This is a genomic window from Bacillus sp. FJAT-18017 (genome assembly GCF_001278805.1).
In the GTDB taxonomy this organism is placed as follows: Bacteria; Bacillota; Bacilli; order Bacillales; family Cytobacillaceae; genus Bacillus_D.
Map to the genome: position 1 here is coordinate 4,297,618 of NZ_CP012602.1, position 14,302 is coordinate 4,311,919.

Sequence of the window (14,302 nt, forward strand, 5' to 3'; positions counted from 1 at the left end):
TCCTTTTGGTTATTCATCATCCACTTCCCCATCACCGATTTCATCTTCTTCCTCGACGTCTTCAATCTGTTCGCCTTCCTCAGGCTGTTCATCATTGCCACAGCCTGTGATTGAAAATAATGAGAAAGCCAGTGTAAAGATCAAGAAAAACTTTTTCACCTTTACCAACCCCCTTTTTGTTTAGCTTCTCCCATTAGATGGATGATATGTGTTTCAAAAATGTTGCTTTAATCGGCTAATCGGGCCAAACACACTTTCAATGGCGGCTGGCTATAGGAGGGGTTATAAATTTATTTGATGAAAAAAATTCTTTTTTTAAGCAAAATGAATGAATAAGGAACGTTTGTTCGTATATAATAGGAATAGAAAGAAGGTGTGTGATATGAATGGAATGCTTCTCCGTTCAATGAAAGAAAATATGCCTCTTGAAGTCATTTACTTGTCAAAAAAAAATGAGCTGACACAGCGGAAAATGATTATCCGCGGTGTCAAAGGCAATGATGTCTATGCTTTTTGCCTGCTGCGAAGGAAAATGCGAACCTTTAAACTCGAAAATATCCTTTCTGCTATGCCGGAAAAACCAAGACGCGTCAGCTGAGATATTGGATAATCCCTTGCCGGAAATGACGGGGGATTTTCTTTTTTAATAAGTAGGATTTGCCTTGATCCAACCTATGGTGATAACGTTAACTTGTAAGGAAAATAGGGTACGTTATTGGAGAGAAAGGAGCTGTTTGCAATGGCTGAAGTCAAATCAGGAAATAATGAGTTTTACATTGAAGAAGGCGGAGAGAAAGTCGCAACGATTGAATATGTTCCGCAGGAGAACGGTGTCATCACTGTCACTCATACAAATGTAAATGAGTCGCATAACGGCAAGGGCCTAGGCAAGGAACTGGTCAACCGGATTGCCGAGTACGCACGGACGGAAAACAAACGCATAGATGCTCAATGCTCCTATGCAAAGCATGTCCTTGGCAAAGGTGAACATAAGGACCTGTTGTTTTAAATGAACAAAAGCGCAAGCGCCTTGGCGAGAAAAGCTAGGCGTAAAAAGGACAGAGCTGTGAAATTACGCTCTGTCCTTTTATCATTCAAAATTTATCTTTCTTTAAATCAACCAATGCCTGCTGCACAGTAGAATATGTCCTGATAGAATTGAAATTAATGCCTCTTGAAATGATGTCCCTGGCAAGCTGGGGCCTCAGTCCGGTAATGATCGCTTTTATGCCGAGCAATTCAAGGACCTTGTGGATATTAAAAACATGCTCCGCCGCATCCAAATCAATATTTGCAACACCGGAAAAATCGAGAATGAGCTCATTTACTTCAAGCTGCGGAAATTTAGGAATGACATTTCTCATTAAATGCTCCGCGCGCTCGGAATCGATCGTGCCTATCAGCGGCAAAACAGCGAGTCCATTTTGTACAGGTACGATTGGTGCGGACAGCTCGAGAAATTCTTTCCGGTTTTTTGTAGCTATCTCGGTTCGATACTCCTCATAAAAAATAATAGATTCGGTCAGGCTAATATCAAAGGCATAATTCATCCTTGATATGATGAGCTTGAACTCTTCTAGCGATAGCCCATGATTCCCGCTGATATCAAACATGATTTCTGTAAAAAGAAGCCTGATCTCGGGGTATGGTTTGATAAGACTCGAAACTTTGTCCAGAAGCACCGTTTCTTCACGATGTGCATGTGCTTCGTTCCAATCAATGAAGCCCTTCGCTACTTCTTCTTCATTTTTATAGATAATTGCCTGCGAAAGGAATAACAGAAAGTCCTCTTGATAGGATATTGATTTGGTTACAATCTCCTCGGGCACTTCAAAATCAAGTTTTTCGAGATTAAACTCCACTATCTTGTTGGCCAAGTCTTTTGCATTTTCATGAATATAACGGGAAACTTCAGTCAGCTTGTCCATGTCCGTATTGGTATCCCCTATCGTTTTACATTAATAGTAATAATATAGCTTTAATTGGACTATAGTGTATTTTTTATTCAACTGCAACCATTTTTAAGAACAACAATAAACCCAGAAGCCATGGACTTTCTTAAACGATTAAATCTACTTCAGCCAGTTCCTCAAGAGCCTCTTCCTGGTCACGTTTATGGTGAGCCAGCCTCGATGCCGCAGTTGCTGCAATGGAGGCTACGATGTCATCAAGGAACGTATGTACACCTGTGCCATTCTTGGTGTCAAGCTCCTTGATAATGCCAATTTTGTTTTTATCCAGGTGGCCAAACGTTGTGACAGCAATACTTCCATATCCTAACGCAGCACCAAACGCAATCGTCTCATCAATTCCGAAAAGGCCTTCATCATTCTCAATAATTGACTGTAACGGTTGAGACAGTTTTTTCTGCTCCGCAAGCATGTCCAGTTCAACACCAACAAGGATCGCATGTTGAATTTCCCTTTTTAACAGTACCTTTTCAACACTATCAATACACTCAGCAATCGTCAGGCCTTCATGGTAAGGAATCTGCATTTCATATACTATTTCTGCTATAGCTTCAATAGAAACACCACGTTCAAATAAAGAATTCCGTGCTGCCGCAGTTACAATTTTGCTATTTACTCTAGTCAAATTCTAGTCTCCTCCGTTTTTCACAGTAACACTATTATAACATTGGTAACTCCCTGCCAGTGTGAAACCTTTTTGAACTGCTTTTTCAACCATCATATGGTAAAATGCGAGTGTTATAGGCTAGCCTGGACGAATTGCTTCGTCTCAAAGGTTAGCGGATGTACGACTAACAACAAACCCGGAGGAAAATCCCATGGAATACCCACGCGGAACAGTTCAGGAGGTGCTTATTGAAAGCGCCGCATTAAACGAGGAAGTGCAGCTGCTTATTCATTTGCCAGCCACCTTCTCACACCTCTACAAATATTCATTGTTAATTGTCCAGGATGGCCATGATTATTTCAGACTCGGCAGGATTGGGAAAATAACAGATGAACTTTTAGCAAAAAAAGAAATTGAAAATCTTATTATTATAGGCATTCCGTATAAAGATGTGGAAGATCGCCGCAGCAAGTATCACCCGGAAGGTGAAAAACACCATGCTTACATACGCTTCCTTGCCCATGAGCTTGCTCCCTACCTGGACAGGGAATTCCCGACCTTGCAAATGGGTTCAACCAGGGCACTCGGCGGTGATTCACTCGCTGGCACGGTATCTCTAATGGCGGCACTGGCTTATCCGAACACGTTCGGCAAGGTGCTTCTGCAATCTCCCTATGTAAATGAAAGTGTCCTTAAGACAGCCGGGGATTTTAATAACAATATCACTCTGGACATCTATCATACCATCGGCAAGGAAGAAGATGCCGCTGAGCTTCCGAATGGAAAAATTGCTGATTTTCTAACTCCAAACCGCGAATTGAAAGCTGCCCTGTCTGGAAAGTCCATCAACCATATGTATAAGGAAATCGACGGCGGACACACATGGAAGTACTGGCAGCCGGGGCTTAACGATGGGCTGAAATCTTTATTCTAACAATTGATTTTTTACGGAAATGAATAGATAGACGGAACAGCAATTTAGAAAAAATGAGAGAAAATGATTTTAGTAAGATTTCTTTGTAGGTAAACTTTAACTTACGTTAACGATAAATGAACATTAAAGCCGATTTTCCAAAATTTAAGGGAAAATCGGCTTTAATTATTTGCGATTTACTCAACATAATCTAAATAATGTGTTGGGACACGGCTGAACAGCTATCTCAATAAATAATCTTTCAATTCTTGGTCAATATCCCACTTTTCGATATGTTCTTTTAGTTTGTCTAGATGACGCTTTGTTTTGTCCAGTTCACCTTTTTGTTCAAAGTGTCGAGCTTGCTTGATTTGGTTGGCTGCTTGTTTATATTGGCTGTTTTCAAGTAAATTGTTGTTATTCATGGCTTCAATTTTTGCCTCTATTTTATCTAGTTCAGTACCTTTATTGTTGCTGGTAACTTCGATTTTTAATAACTTTGTACGATTTTCAATAGGGGCATAGTAAATGTTCCCGTCTTTTCCTAGTGTAAATGTAATTGTGTTTGTAATATGTTTAAATGCTAATGTAATTGGATCAATAACGAATAATTTGTTACCAGCATTGGCATATAAGTATCCATCTTCTGACCATTCTAGATGTACGTTATTCCAGGCACCAATTGCAGGGTTAGGATCCAAATTGACACTTTTTACGACTTCAAGTGTTTCAGGATCCAAGGCAAAAATAAAACCTGAGGAAGCTCCCCAAATATAGTCATCATAATATCCCACTTTTAATTGTCCGATGTGTGTTGGCTTATCAAGACCGTCAATATTGAGTGAAACCTCTTTTGTCTTTTGTTCAGTCTCTACATCAAAGACAAATAATTTTGCTTCTTCTGCAGTCGGAGTACTTCCTAACCCACCAGTAATGGAAGTAGATCCATAGACTTTTCCGTCTTTAAATACAATATCGTTTACACTCTGGTCTTGAACAATATTCCTAAAGACTTTATGAGTTTCCCCGTCAAAGACAGTGAGAGCCCCGCCTAATTTACCATATGTCGGGATACTGCCAACAAATAGTTTACCATTCCCAGATGTCATCGAATGGAGTCTTTCCTGTTCTTCACCAATTACAAATAGTTTGGTAGGTGCTTGATATGGATTTACCTCTGGATCAATAACTTGCACACTGCCTTCAGGATATAGGCCAAAATACATTTTTCCATCCATTTCGTACATAACATCAGCTTGACCTAAAGAAATATTCTTAATCTCATTTGTTAGCGGGTTATATACGGCACCTACAGCTCCCGTCATACCACTCATATAGATTTTATCCTCTGAATAGGTGAAAAATTTATTTGTCACATTAGCTGTTGGCGGAACCATTTTCGGATAATTTACAACCTTTTCTGTCTCAATATTAAAAAATACGACATCACCAGAAAACGTAATCGTGGCAAGACTTTTTCCTGGAAGACTTGGGTTACTCTTTATTTCTACCCAGTCTGCACCGCGAAGGCCGCTCCCATATTCCATTTTGGTTTCATGAACTTGTAGTGTCTCAAGGTTTACATATTTTAGCTTTCTGTCAGCTACAAAATAAACATTGCTATCAAGCGAATCAGCAACGTGTAGGCCTGTAACATTTGTTAAGACGACATCCAACCATTTTTCTTGTTCGATATCATAAATATACATCTTCTTTGAAACAGAGTATCTAGCAAAAATATATCGGTTATCCACGATATTTAAGTCATAAACAAAACCGGATTCATTTAATTCTTCGGCAATGTCTACTTTTTCACCTGTTTCGACGTTGAGTTTCATAAGCTTGTCATGGCCTGTACCTGCATAAATAAAGCCATAATGATAATCCATGGAACGAACATATTCCTGACTTCCTTCGCCAATCATTTTTCCGTAATCATGTAGTTGTCCGGAAGCTTTCTCATATTTAAATACCTTGCCATTTGGGTATGTGCCAATATAAGCATTGCTATCTTCATCAACTGTTAAAGCCCACAACGAGGATTCTGGAATTTTAGCCAGGGCAGTAATTTCTTTCGTTTCTGGTGAATATCCCCAAAGATATGGACCACCTGCTACATATACGGTTCCATCAGGTGCAACCTCATGATGCCAGGAGTCATTTGCCCCGTCCATTAAGAGCGTACGCAGCGTTTCCTTAGTCTCGAGATCAATTACACTAAACTCTGCTGGAACACCTTTTGATGTTGTGTACATGACATAATGTCCATCTTCAATCCCAACAGCACCATCATAAATCGTTGTACCACCACTTAAGGGAAAACCAATTTCCTTTGGTTGTGAATATACAGGAAATAGAGGATCATTACCTGCGGCCTGATTTAAAGGAGCAAATACCAATACGAATAACGTAAAAGCTAGTATAAATTTTAGGGAAAAGCGTTTTGTTCCACGCATTCCTTATCCACCTCCAATGTATTTTACAAACATCAACTTCCATTCTTGCAATAAGCTATGCTGAATTAACAGTTAAACAGAAATATAAATGTATGCGCTTTCAATAAATTTCGCTCACCTCCAGTAAAAACAAAATAGTCCTCTTCATAGAAAATTCACAATTCACTACCACGTATATTTTAATCATTAAAACAGCGATTGTAAGGACGAGAAAGTGACTTTAAAGACGATAAAATGTCTAAATATAACATTTAGGTCTTTCGGTTTATAGGGGATTGGGACAAATTTCCTAATAAGTAGCAAAATAAAATATGGAGAGGTGGTGGCAAAAATATGCTTTTTACCAACGGATGAAAAACACTTATGATGCAATGAAAACAGTTATATGTTGGGAAAATTATTTAACTTTTGTAAAAAGCTACTTGAAATTATATTTTCCATGGTACATTTGCTATAATATTCAGAAAGACAAATACCATGGGCTAAATGAAGCTTCATGGAACTTGGAGGTAGGTCGTATGAGATTCGGAGTTGTACTTTTTCCATCTAAAAAGCTTCAGGATTGGGTAAATCAATACCGCAAGCGGTATGACCCTCATTATGCCTTGATTGCCCCACATCTTACACTGGTCCATGCGTTCGAGGCATCGGAAGAAGAGGCAAATTCACTGGCTGCAAAGCTTCGCGATGCTGCAAGGCAGCACAACCCGTTCACAATCAGGACATCCAAGATTAGCTCCTTCCATCCTGTTAACAATGTTATTTACGTAAAAATAGAGCCTGATGAAAAAATCGAAGCTCTTCATAAGGGACTTAACGAAATTACTGGCGCGCCAGGGATGCAATTTGCATTTGTCCCGCACATCACGATTGGCCAGAAGCTATCAGATGCTGAACATTCAGACGTATATGGTTCAGTAAAAATGCAAGGTATTACTCATGAAGAAGAAATTGACCGTTTCCATCTCCTCTATCAGCTTGAGAACGGACAGTGGACGGTTTATGAAACATTCCGGTTAGGAAAGGAAGCAGAATAAAGCATGGATGTCGTTTTAGTCAGCAATGAAAGGGAAAGGCAAGATGCCTTTTCCGTCAGAAGAACGGTTTTTATTGAGGAACAACATGTTCCGGAAGAGGAAGAAATCGATCAGTACGAGGACATATGCGCCCATTTTGTCCTTTATGATGGGACAAAGCCTGTTGGAGCGGGGCGATTTCGGGTGATTGACGGCTATGGGAAAGTACAGCGAATTTGCGTGTTGCAGGAGGCCCGCGGCACAGGAGCCGGGTCTGCGATTATGAATAAAATCGAGGAATATGCTAAAAGCCAGGGTGTATCGAAGCTAAAACTGGATGCCCAAGTTCACGCTATCCCGTTCTATTCCAGGCTCGCCTATGAAGTCGTATCTGAAGAATTCCTGGATGCGGGTATCACTCATAAAACGATGATGAAAACAATCTAGCAAAAAGCTCTAGCCTGTCCAACAAGGCTGGAGTTTTTTTGATTCACGTTTACCTGAAATGCCGACTCTTACTGATATTAGATTCCACGCACCTAATATTAATTCTAGTTCCGTCTAGTAAACCTTTTTTCTAGACAAATCTCACTGGGACGGCCTTAGTTCGCCGAGAAAATCTCTTTTACTAGACGAATTTCACTGCGATATTGATATAGAACTGGGAAATTCGAAACTTTCGGGAGGCCCTGTTCTCTGGTATGATAGTGATTGTGTACTTTTTACTAGATATGGGGATATGTTATGAAATCAGCGCTCTTCCAAAATAGCACAGTCCATTTGGATACACTTGGACGTGACCGTTATCAGCATTATTATCTTTCAGGCAGGAATGGCCAGTTGTCTTGCCCTTCCTGCCTTGAGCCGGTTCGACTCTATCTCGGAATAGAAAAGGAACCGCATTTTTATCATATATATCATCCTGCAAAAGAATGCCCGGAGGCTCCTGCCGTTCAGGAAGCCAGCCATACTGGTGAGACAGAGTCACATGGCTTCAGGCTACCGAAAGGCCGGGCAATCGGAACAGTAACTGCCACATTGGGCTTCCAGGCCGCGCAAGCCCTGGCAATCAGCACCAGATCAAAGGTGGAAACCATCCCAACACTCGAGAATCCTCACGACTACATAAAGCTTCTAGAAGCGGAAGGATTCACTCTGGATGGTAACCAGGCAGCCGCGGTTACGCAAACCGAAGGGCCAATTCTCGTCCTTGCAGGAGCCGGGAGCGGAAAGACACGTGTACTGACGGCCAGAACTGCTTATATGATGGACGTTGGCGGGATCGATCCTTCTGAAATCATGCTGGTTACCTTTACGACAAAAGCCGCACAGGAAATGAAATCGCGCCTGCTTCGGTATCCAAACATGAGGAGCGAAAGACTCTCAAAGCTAGTTTCAGGGACATTCCACAGTATCTTTTACCGGATCCTAATGCATGCCGATGGCGGGAAATGGCGGCAGGACAAGCTGTTGAAAAAGGAATGGCAGCGCGAAAAAATCGTTAAGGACTCCGGCCGGGAACTCGGCTTTTCCGAAAAGGATTATGCTTATGACCTGGCACTTCAGCAAATCGGCTTTTGGAAAAATTCGCTGCTGTTGCCTAAGGATGTCAAGGCTGAGTCCGACTGGGAAGAAACAGCATTGCTCCTTTATGAACGCTATGAGCAATTCAAGCAGATTCAAGGCTTGTTCGATTTTGATGATATGCTGACCGGCTGCCATGAGCTATTCCAGTCTAGACCGGAAATCCTTCAAATGTACCAGGAACGATTTCATTATTTCCTGATTGATGAGTTTCAGGATATTAACAAAGTCCAGTATGAGTTAATTAAGATGTTATCTGCCCGATCAAAAAATGTTTGTGCAGTTGGCGATGATGACCAGACGATCTATTCGTTCCGAGGGAGCTCCCCGGAATTCCTGCTTAATTTTGAAAGTGACTTTCCTGGAACAAGACTGATTCTGCTCAATCAAAATTACCGGTCCTCGCATGAAATCGTTGCTGCTGCAAACAGGATTATTTCCTATAATAAAAAACGGCGAAGGAAAGAAATGGCCGCAAATATGTCTATCGGACTTCCGCCAGTCGTCTTCTTCCCTCATGATGAGGAAGAAGAGGCCACGATGATTGTGACGGATATTCAAGAGAAAATTGCTTCTGGTGCCGACCCAAGTGAATTTGCCATCCTTTACAGGACACATGCCGGATCGCGGGCGGTTTTTGAAAGGCTTGCTTCCTCAAATCTGCCGTTCAGAATCGAGCAGGATGCGGAGTCTTTTTACGAAAGGCGCACAGTTAAAACCGTTCTTGGGTTTCTCAAGCTTGCCGTGGATGAAGATGATATCGGGGCCGTCGCGGCCATCCTTCCTGCCCTGTTTTTAAAGCAGGAGGTTCTAAATGATATAAAGGCAGCCAGCATCCTTGATGATTGCAGTGCGCTTGAGGCGCTAGGCAAGGTAAAAACGGCACATGCCTTTCAGATGAAAAAACTCAAAACTGCAGTAACTGCAATTAAAGGAATGAAGGGTATCTCTCCATTCACTGCGATCGAGCGGATTGAAAAAGACCTTGGGTTCCTTGACTATCTTAAGAAACGCGGCAGTGAAGGCAACAAACTCGAAAAAGGTTCGGATGATGTCAAAGACCTTAAAGTTGCCGCTAAGAGCTTTGGGAACATTCATGCCCTGCTTGAACATGCAGACCACATGACAGCGATGAACAAGGAAATTAAGAGCCTCAGCAAGCATTTCGCAAGTTCGATTACCTTGAGCACGATTCACCGCGCCAAAGGCCTTGAATACAAAAACGTCTATATTATTGGTGCTGTCGATGGAAGCCTGCCTCATGACTATGCTTTGGAAAGCCTTCGAAATGGGGATTCCGCTCCACTCGAAGAGGAAAGGCGCCTCTTTTATGTCGCGATTACCCGAGCGATGGAACGGCTATATATCTCAGTTCCGTCCATGCGCCGTAACCGGAGTGCTCATCCGACTCGGTTCTTGACTCCAGTGAGAAATGATTTGAAGAATTAAAAAGAGAAGGGGACGCCTGCATCGCAGTGTGTCCCTTTTATCGTTTATTTTGAAGTCTTCCAGCTAACGATGTATTCTGTTTGCCCGTTCGGAACATCAAAACCAGGTTGTTCTTTCACCCATTTGCCGTTAATTTTTAATTCCTTGCAGGCTAGCTCAAACTGGCACATCGCAATGCCTATATCGAGAAGCTGCATATCATAACCAAGTGATGTGCTATAGTTGGGTGTATGCTCAATATAGAAATGGCATGTCTTCCGGTCCTCCGAAACAGCGATTCTCCATGGCTGCTTGTTGGAGGCAGACGGGCCCAGCCTGACCATTTCAATTGGTGTTTCTAGAAGGCCTGCCGTTTCCCTTACTAAAGGGGTTTTCAAATCGCCATCATAAAATAACTTATCCCATGGCTTTTTGTTATCTGCTTTGACTACGGCACGGACGGCTTTATCAAACAGACGCTGTTTTTCCTTTGGATAGCCGATTGGCGTCACACAAGGGATGAACTCTTCCGATGATATTGACAGCTCCTTTTCAAAGGAATTCCGGCTGAACGTCCCGCCCATCCAGCAGGTCCCCATTCCCAGTCCGCCTACATGGATGACTAGCTTATGAAAACAATAGCCAAAGTCGATTAAATCGTCTTTTTCATTTTTACAAATTCCAACAAGATAAGCGCTTGGGTTTTTTATAAATCCGTATGTACCAACCTTAAAACCTTTATCCGTTACGTTGTTGGATACGCCTACGAATTCAGCCCTGCCTGTTTTCCAAAAAGGGCCTGTAAAGTTCCGCTCGCTGCCGATATACTCAAGTATGCTTTGAATATGCTGTTCTTCCATGGAATCTGTACTGAATGTCCGTATTGACTGTCTTTTTTGCATGATTTCTATTACACTATCTTGCATCGAACCACTCCTTGAGAGTTATTCTCCAAACCATATGGTCCTGCCCTTCTCCCCAATAATCCTTAATCCAATAATCAGGCAGCCCAAACTTCCTTTTCCAAATTTGCTGGGCACTTTCATACCCGCTGTCCAGGCAGAACTCCGTTAGCCCTATGTTTTTCAGGTGTTTCATCATTGCTTCCAACAGTCTGTTTCCAATACCTTTATCCTGGTAATCAGGATGGACAAAAACCGTTCCAACTTCCACTAGTTAATTTAGTGTACCATTGGTGAGTTCATTGATTAAATTGCTCGAAGGCCCATATTCAATAGTACCGATTATAGTACTTTTCTCCACGGCAATCAGGAAATGCCGATCGGATCCGTCACTGGTTAAATCCGCTTCAAGGTACGCTTTCTTGGTTTCTATTTCCTTTTCCATATCATAAACAAGCTCACTTATCCCGTTTTTCTCAAACGTGTCTGTGATGACAGTCCGGAAAAAATGGTTTGTTGCCTCTCTATCATCCAGTTTAGGCCTTCTGATTTCCATTCGCTTCCCCCTAATATTATCTTCATTTTTAAAAGGCTGTTAATTAAATTATGCAGCTCGAAGCATTTTTTTCAAAATTTAACCTCTCTTCCATTCGAGGTTCCGTCTAGAAAAATGATTTACTTAACGTTAGTGTGCTTGGGAGGATGAGTTCCGTCTAGAAAAATTGGATTTACTCGACGAAACCGCATTGGGGATTGCGAGTTACGTCGAGAAAAAGGGGTTTACTCGACGTAACCGTGTTCGGGATTGCGAGTTCCGTCTAGAAAAATGGATTTACTCGACGAAACCGTGCTTGGGATGACAAGTTTCGTCTAGAAAAACATTATTCCTCAATCCGTCGGTCACGGATAAGGCTTCTCTGTTATCAAGAATACGCAAAAAGTCCGGCCCAGGGGGAGTTGAGGCCGGACTTTTCCTATTTTTTATTCAGCATGTTCGAGAGGGTATTGAAATCAAGCTGCTTTCCATCCTTGACGATCGACTGAACGATTTTGTCCTCGGTTTCTTTGTTAACCGGTTTGTTGGCAATTTTGGAAACGCGCTGGATGACGCCGCGGACTGTTCTTTCGTCCTTAAAATTCGCATTTTGCAGGGACGCGGCAAGATCAAAAATATCCTTCATGTTCACGCCGGTCTTTTTTTCAAGGTTTTTAAAAAATCCGTTATCCATTCAATTGTCACGCTCCTTCATAGGCTACTCTTATAGTATGAAGGGGCAAGGAATTGGTGAAGAAACTTTAAAGCAAAACGGAAAAAGGCCAGGCCGGGGCATTTCCCGACCAGGCCTTTATCTTCTATCTTAATAGAAGGAAGCTCCAACGATAATCAATAGAATGAACAATACAACGATTAAAACAAAAGTTGATCCGTAGCCGCCGCCACCGCCGTAGCCGCCTCCGTATCCGTAACCACCGAAGCACATACCGTTTCACCTCACTTTTCTTCTTTCACCATTAATGTATGTGATGGGAAGAAAAAGTGTATAGGCCCTCTCCCAGCCAGGAAAAACTTTTGCTTATCCCTTTGGCTTGAAAATCAATGCCCCGATGAAACCGAAAATGATTGCAGCGGAAATTCCAGAGCTAGTTACCTCGAACATTCCCGTCAGCACTCCAACAAGCCCATGCTGCTCAGCTTCCTGAAGGGCTCCGTGTACAAGCGAGTTTCCAAAGCTGGTAATCGGGACCGATGCTCCAGCACCTGCGAAATCCATGAACGGCTCGTAAAGGCCAAAACCATCAAGAATTGCGCCAATGACGACCATTGCGCTTAGCATATGCCCTGGTGTTACTTTTCCAATATCGATTATTAGCTGGCCGATTACACAAATCGCCCCACCTACAACAAATGCCCAAAAGAACATGGCAAGCATCCTATTCCCTCCCATCCATTTCAATGGAAACCGCATGTGCGATACATGGAATCGTTTCTTTCTGCTGAAAGGTAAGCGGAGACAGAAGCGCCCCTGTTGCTACTACGAGGATACGGCTGTAAGTGCCTTTTTTCATTTCATTTAACAGATGTCCGTAAGTAACCACTGCAGAACAGCCCGCACCACTTCCCCCGGCCTGGACTGGCTGGTCATCTTTATAAATCATTAAACCGCAATCCCTGAATTTTTGATCATCAATCTTATAGCCCTTTTGTGAAAGAAGGTCCATGGCTGCGCTCCTGCCTATTTTCGCAAGGTCACCTGTGACGATTAAGTCATAATAGGATGGATCCCTGCCAGTATCCTCAAAATGAGCGGTAATTGTATCCGCTGCTGCAGGTGCCATCGCCCCACCCATGTTGAATGGGTCGGAGAGCCCCATGTCGACGACCTTTCCTATTGTTGCGGATGTAACATATGGAAACTTTCTCTTGCCCTCATTTTTTTGCAAAAGTGCAACCCCTGAACCAGTGATTGTCCACTGGGCGGTTGGAGGCTTCTGGCCCCCATACTCGGTCGGATACCTGAATTGCTTTTCTACAGCAGAATTGTGGCTTGTTGCACCAGTCAATATGTAGTCAGCTCCGCCGTAATTAATAATAAAGGCCGACAATGCTAAGCCTTCCATTGAAGTCGAGCAGGCACCGAACAGACCAAAGTAGGGAATCTGTGCAGTCCTTGCCGCAAAACTTGTTGGAGTTATTTGGTTGATAAGATCGCCAGCCAATAAAAATTGGACCTCACTGCCATTTACATCGCCCTTTTTGAGGGCAACATCAATGGCCTTGTCCATAAGTACTCGATGGGCTTTTTCATAGGAATCTTCCCCCATCCACAAATCATCATTAAGAATATCAAAGTCTTCCGCCAGATTTCCCGCAGCCTCAAACGGCCCGCCTGTCACACCGGTAGAGCGTATTTCCGGGCGGTTTTCGAATAGCCATGTCCGTTTGCCCTTCAGCATCAGATAACCCCCCACATGGTTAGCAAGGTTTTAATCAAAGCGACGACAAATGCCGAAAAAACGCCAAACAAAATGACCGACCCGGCCAGTTTGAACATGTTTCCTCCCACCCCAAGAACCCAGCCTTCCGTTCTGTGCTCAATTGCAGCGGAAATGACCGCATTTCCAAATCCAGTTACAGGAACTGCACTACCCGCACCCGCGTATTGGCCGAGATGATCATAGACCCCAAAGCCTGTCAGGAGCATCGATAAGAAAACCATTGTTGCAACTGTTGGATTGCTCGCGGTTTGTTCCGTAAAATCAAAAAAATAAATATAAAAATAAGTTAAGGCCTGCCCGATCATACAAATGACCCCTCCTACCCAAAATGCCTTGATGCAATTTTTGAGCACAGGCCTTTTCAATTCATGCTTTTTTTGAAGCTGCTTATATTTTTCCTTTTCGGCACTTTTCTTGTCTGCCATCCCA

The 14,302-nt window shown here is 42.6% G+C and carries 16 protein-coding genes and 1 pseudogene; 6 read left to right on the plus strand and 11 right to left on the minus strand.

Annotated features, from left to right (window positions below; translation table 11 throughout):
• Positions 1–9 precede the first annotated feature (9 nt).
• Entirely contained in the window at positions 10–159 is a 150-nt protein-coding gene (locus AM500_RS25970; protein WP_197282627.1) for a hypothetical protein, read from the minus strand.
• 223 nt (positions 160–382) lie between these two features.
• Here AM500_RS25970 and AM500_RS20015 point away from each other — a divergent pair, with 223 nt between their 5' ends.
• Together AM500_RS20015 and AM500_RS20020 are read left to right on the plus strand one after the other, a co-directional pair.
• Positions 383–598, plus strand: a complete 216-nt coding sequence (locus AM500_RS20015; protein ID WP_043933008.1) for a hypothetical protein — start codon at positions 383–385, stop codon at positions 596–598.
• Between the two features lie 141 nt (positions 599–739).
• A complete protein-coding gene (locus AM500_RS20020) occupies positions 740–1,009 on the plus strand; it encodes a GNAT family N-acetyltransferase (protein WP_053600814.1) in 270 nt (89 codons plus the stop codon).
• Positions 1,010–1,094: 85 nt separating this feature from the next.
• Here the strand turns inward: AM500_RS20020 and AM500_RS20025 are convergent, their stop codons facing one another.
• Positions 1,095–1,928: an STAS domain-containing protein gene (locus AM500_RS20025; protein ID WP_053600815.1), complete on the minus strand. Its 834-nt coding sequence runs from the start codon at positions 1,926–1,928 to the stop codon at positions 1,095–1,097.
• Positions 1,929–2,058: 130 nt separating this feature from the next.
• Complete coding sequence (locus AM500_RS20030; RefSeq protein ID WP_053600816.1) at positions 2,059–2,595, minus strand: phosphatidylglycerophosphatase A family protein; 537 nt, start codon at positions 2,593–2,595, stop codon at positions 2,059–2,061.
• A gap of 193 nt (positions 2,596–2,788) precedes the next feature.
• Between AM500_RS20030 and AM500_RS20035 the strand changes: the two genes are divergently transcribed.
• Positions 2,789–3,511 carry an alpha/beta hydrolase gene (locus AM500_RS20035; RefSeq protein ID WP_053600817.1) on the plus strand — a complete coding sequence of 241 codons (723 nt, stop codon included), beginning with the start codon at positions 2,789–2,791 and terminating at the stop codon, positions 3,509–3,511.
• 221 nt (positions 3,512–3,732) lie between these two features.
• Here AM500_RS20035 and AM500_RS20040 read toward each other — a convergent pair whose 3' ends face one another.
• Positions 3,733–5,946, minus strand: coding sequence for an FIMAH domain-containing protein (locus tag AM500_RS20040; protein WP_053600818.1), 2,214 nt, complete (start codon positions 5,944–5,946; stop codon positions 3,733–3,735).
• A gap of 518 nt (positions 5,947–6,464) precedes the next feature.
• On the opposite strand from AM500_RS20040, the gene AM500_RS20045 reads away from it, so the two are divergent.
• The 3 genes from AM500_RS20045 to AM500_RS20055 all read left to right on the plus strand — a co-directional run bounded on the left by AM500_RS20045 (position 6,465) and on the right by AM500_RS20055 (position 9,995).
• Positions 6,465–6,983, plus strand: a complete 519-nt coding sequence (locus tag AM500_RS20045; protein WP_053601811.1) for a YjcG family protein — start codon at positions 6,465–6,467, stop codon at positions 6,981–6,983.
• Between the two features lie 3 nt (positions 6,984–6,986).
• On the plus strand, positions 6,987–7,409 hold the full coding sequence (locus tag AM500_RS20050; RefSeq protein WP_053600819.1) for a GNAT family N-acetyltransferase: 423 nt from the start codon (positions 6,987–6,989) through the stop codon (positions 7,407–7,409).
• Between the two features lie 297 nt (positions 7,410–7,706).
• Complete coding sequence (locus AM500_RS20055; RefSeq protein WP_053600820.1) at positions 7,707–9,995, plus strand: UvrD-helicase domain-containing protein; 2,289 nt, start codon at positions 7,707–7,709, stop codon at positions 9,993–9,995.
• Positions 9,996–10,039: 44 nt separating this feature from the next.
• Here the strand turns inward: AM500_RS20055 and AM500_RS20060 are convergent, their stop codons facing one another.
• The 7 genes and pseudogenes from AM500_RS20060 to spoVAC form a co-directional block, all read right to left on the minus strand.
• Positions 10,040–10,900 carry a nitroreductase family protein gene (locus AM500_RS20060; RefSeq protein WP_053600821.1) on the minus strand — a complete coding sequence of 287 codons (861 nt, stop codon included), beginning with the start codon at positions 10,898–10,900 and terminating at the stop codon, positions 10,040–10,042.
• Positions 10,890–11,432: pseudogene (locus tag AM500_RS20065) on the minus strand (GNAT family N-acetyltransferase). Before AM500_RS20065 ends, AM500_RS20060 begins: the two are co-directional and overlap by 11 nt.
• 418 nt (positions 11,433–11,850) lie before the next feature.
• Entirely contained in the window at positions 11,851–12,105 is a 255-nt protein-coding gene (locus tag AM500_RS20070; protein WP_053600822.1) for a sporulation-specific transcription regulator SpoVIF, read from the minus strand.
• Positions 12,106–12,234: 129 nt separating this feature from the next.
• Complete coding sequence (locus tag AM500_RS25175; protein WP_043933019.1) at positions 12,235–12,357, minus strand: YjcZ family sporulation protein; 123 nt, start codon at positions 12,355–12,357, stop codon at positions 12,235–12,237.
• Between the two features lie 93 nt (positions 12,358–12,450).
• A complete protein-coding gene (gene spoVAE / locus AM500_RS20075) occupies positions 12,451–12,807 on the minus strand; it encodes a stage V sporulation protein AE (protein ID WP_053600823.1) in 357 nt (118 codons plus the stop codon).
• A 1-nt stretch (position 12,808) separates the two neighbouring features.
• Positions 12,809–13,831, minus strand: a complete 1,023-nt coding sequence (spoVAD, locus tag AM500_RS20080; protein WP_053600824.1) for a stage V sporulation protein AD — start codon at positions 13,829–13,831, stop codon at positions 12,809–12,811.
• Entirely contained in the window at positions 13,831–14,298 is a 468-nt protein-coding gene (gene spoVAC / locus AM500_RS20085; protein ID WP_053600825.1) for a stage V sporulation protein AC, read from the minus strand. The genes spoVAD and spoVAC overlap by 1 nt, the downstream gene beginning before the upstream one ends.
• Positions 14,299–14,302 lie beyond the last annotated feature (4 nt).

What these genes read in the sequence shown, in the direction of transcription:
- AM500_RS20015 (WP_043933008.1), top strand. Translation starts at nt 383, where the DNA reads ATGAATGGAATGCTTCTCCGTTCAATGAAAGAAAATATGCCTCTTGAA.
- AM500_RS20020 (WP_053600814.1), top strand. Translation starts at nt 740, where the DNA reads ATGGCTGAAGTCAAATCAGGAAATAATGAGTTTTACATTGAAGAAGGC.
- AM500_RS20025 (WP_053600815.1), bottom strand. Translation starts at nt 1,928, where the DNA reads ATGGACAAGCTGACTGAAGTTTCCCGTTATATTCATGAAAATGCAAAA.
- AM500_RS20035 (WP_053600817.1), top strand. Translation starts at nt 2,789, where the DNA reads ATGGAATACCCACGCGGAACAGTTCAGGAGGTGCTTATTGAAAGCGCC.
- AM500_RS20040 (WP_053600818.1), bottom strand. Translation starts at nt 5,946, where the DNA reads ATGCGTGGAACAAAACGCTTTTCCCTAAAATTTATACTAGCTTTTACG.
- AM500_RS20045 (WP_053601811.1), top strand. Translation starts at nt 6,465, where the DNA reads ATGAGATTCGGAGTTGTACTTTTTCCATCTAAAAAGCTTCAGGATTGG.
- AM500_RS20050 (WP_053600819.1), top strand. Translation starts at nt 6,987, where the DNA reads ATGGATGTCGTTTTAGTCAGCAATGAAAGGGAAAGGCAAGATGCCTTT.
- AM500_RS20055 (WP_053600820.1), top strand. Translation starts at nt 7,707, where the DNA reads ATGAAATCAGCGCTCTTCCAAAATAGCACAGTCCATTTGGATACACTT.
- AM500_RS20060 (WP_053600821.1), bottom strand. Translation starts at nt 10,900, where the DNA reads ATGCAAGATAGTGTAATAGAAATCATGCAAAAAAGACAGTCAATACGG.
- AM500_RS20070 (WP_053600822.1), bottom strand. Translation starts at nt 12,105, where the DNA reads ATGGATAACGGATTTTTTAAAAACCTTGAAAAAAAGACCGGCGTGAAC.
- AM500_RS25175 (WP_043933019.1), bottom strand. Translation starts at nt 12,357, where the DNA reads ATGTGCTTCGGTGGTTACGGATACGGAGGCGGCTACGGCGGTGGCGGC.
- spoVAE (WP_053600823.1), bottom strand. Translation starts at nt 12,807, where the DNA reads ATGCTTGCCATGTTCTTTTGGGCATTTGTTGTAGGTGGGGCGATTTGT.
- spoVAD (WP_053600824.1), bottom strand. Translation starts at nt 13,831, where the DNA reads ATGCTGAAGGGCAAACGGACATGGCTATTCGAAAACCGCCCGGAAATA.
- spoVAC (WP_053600825.1), bottom strand. Translation starts at nt 14,298, where the DNA reads ATGGCAGACAAGAAAAGTGCCGAAAAGGAAAAATATAAGCAGCTTCAA.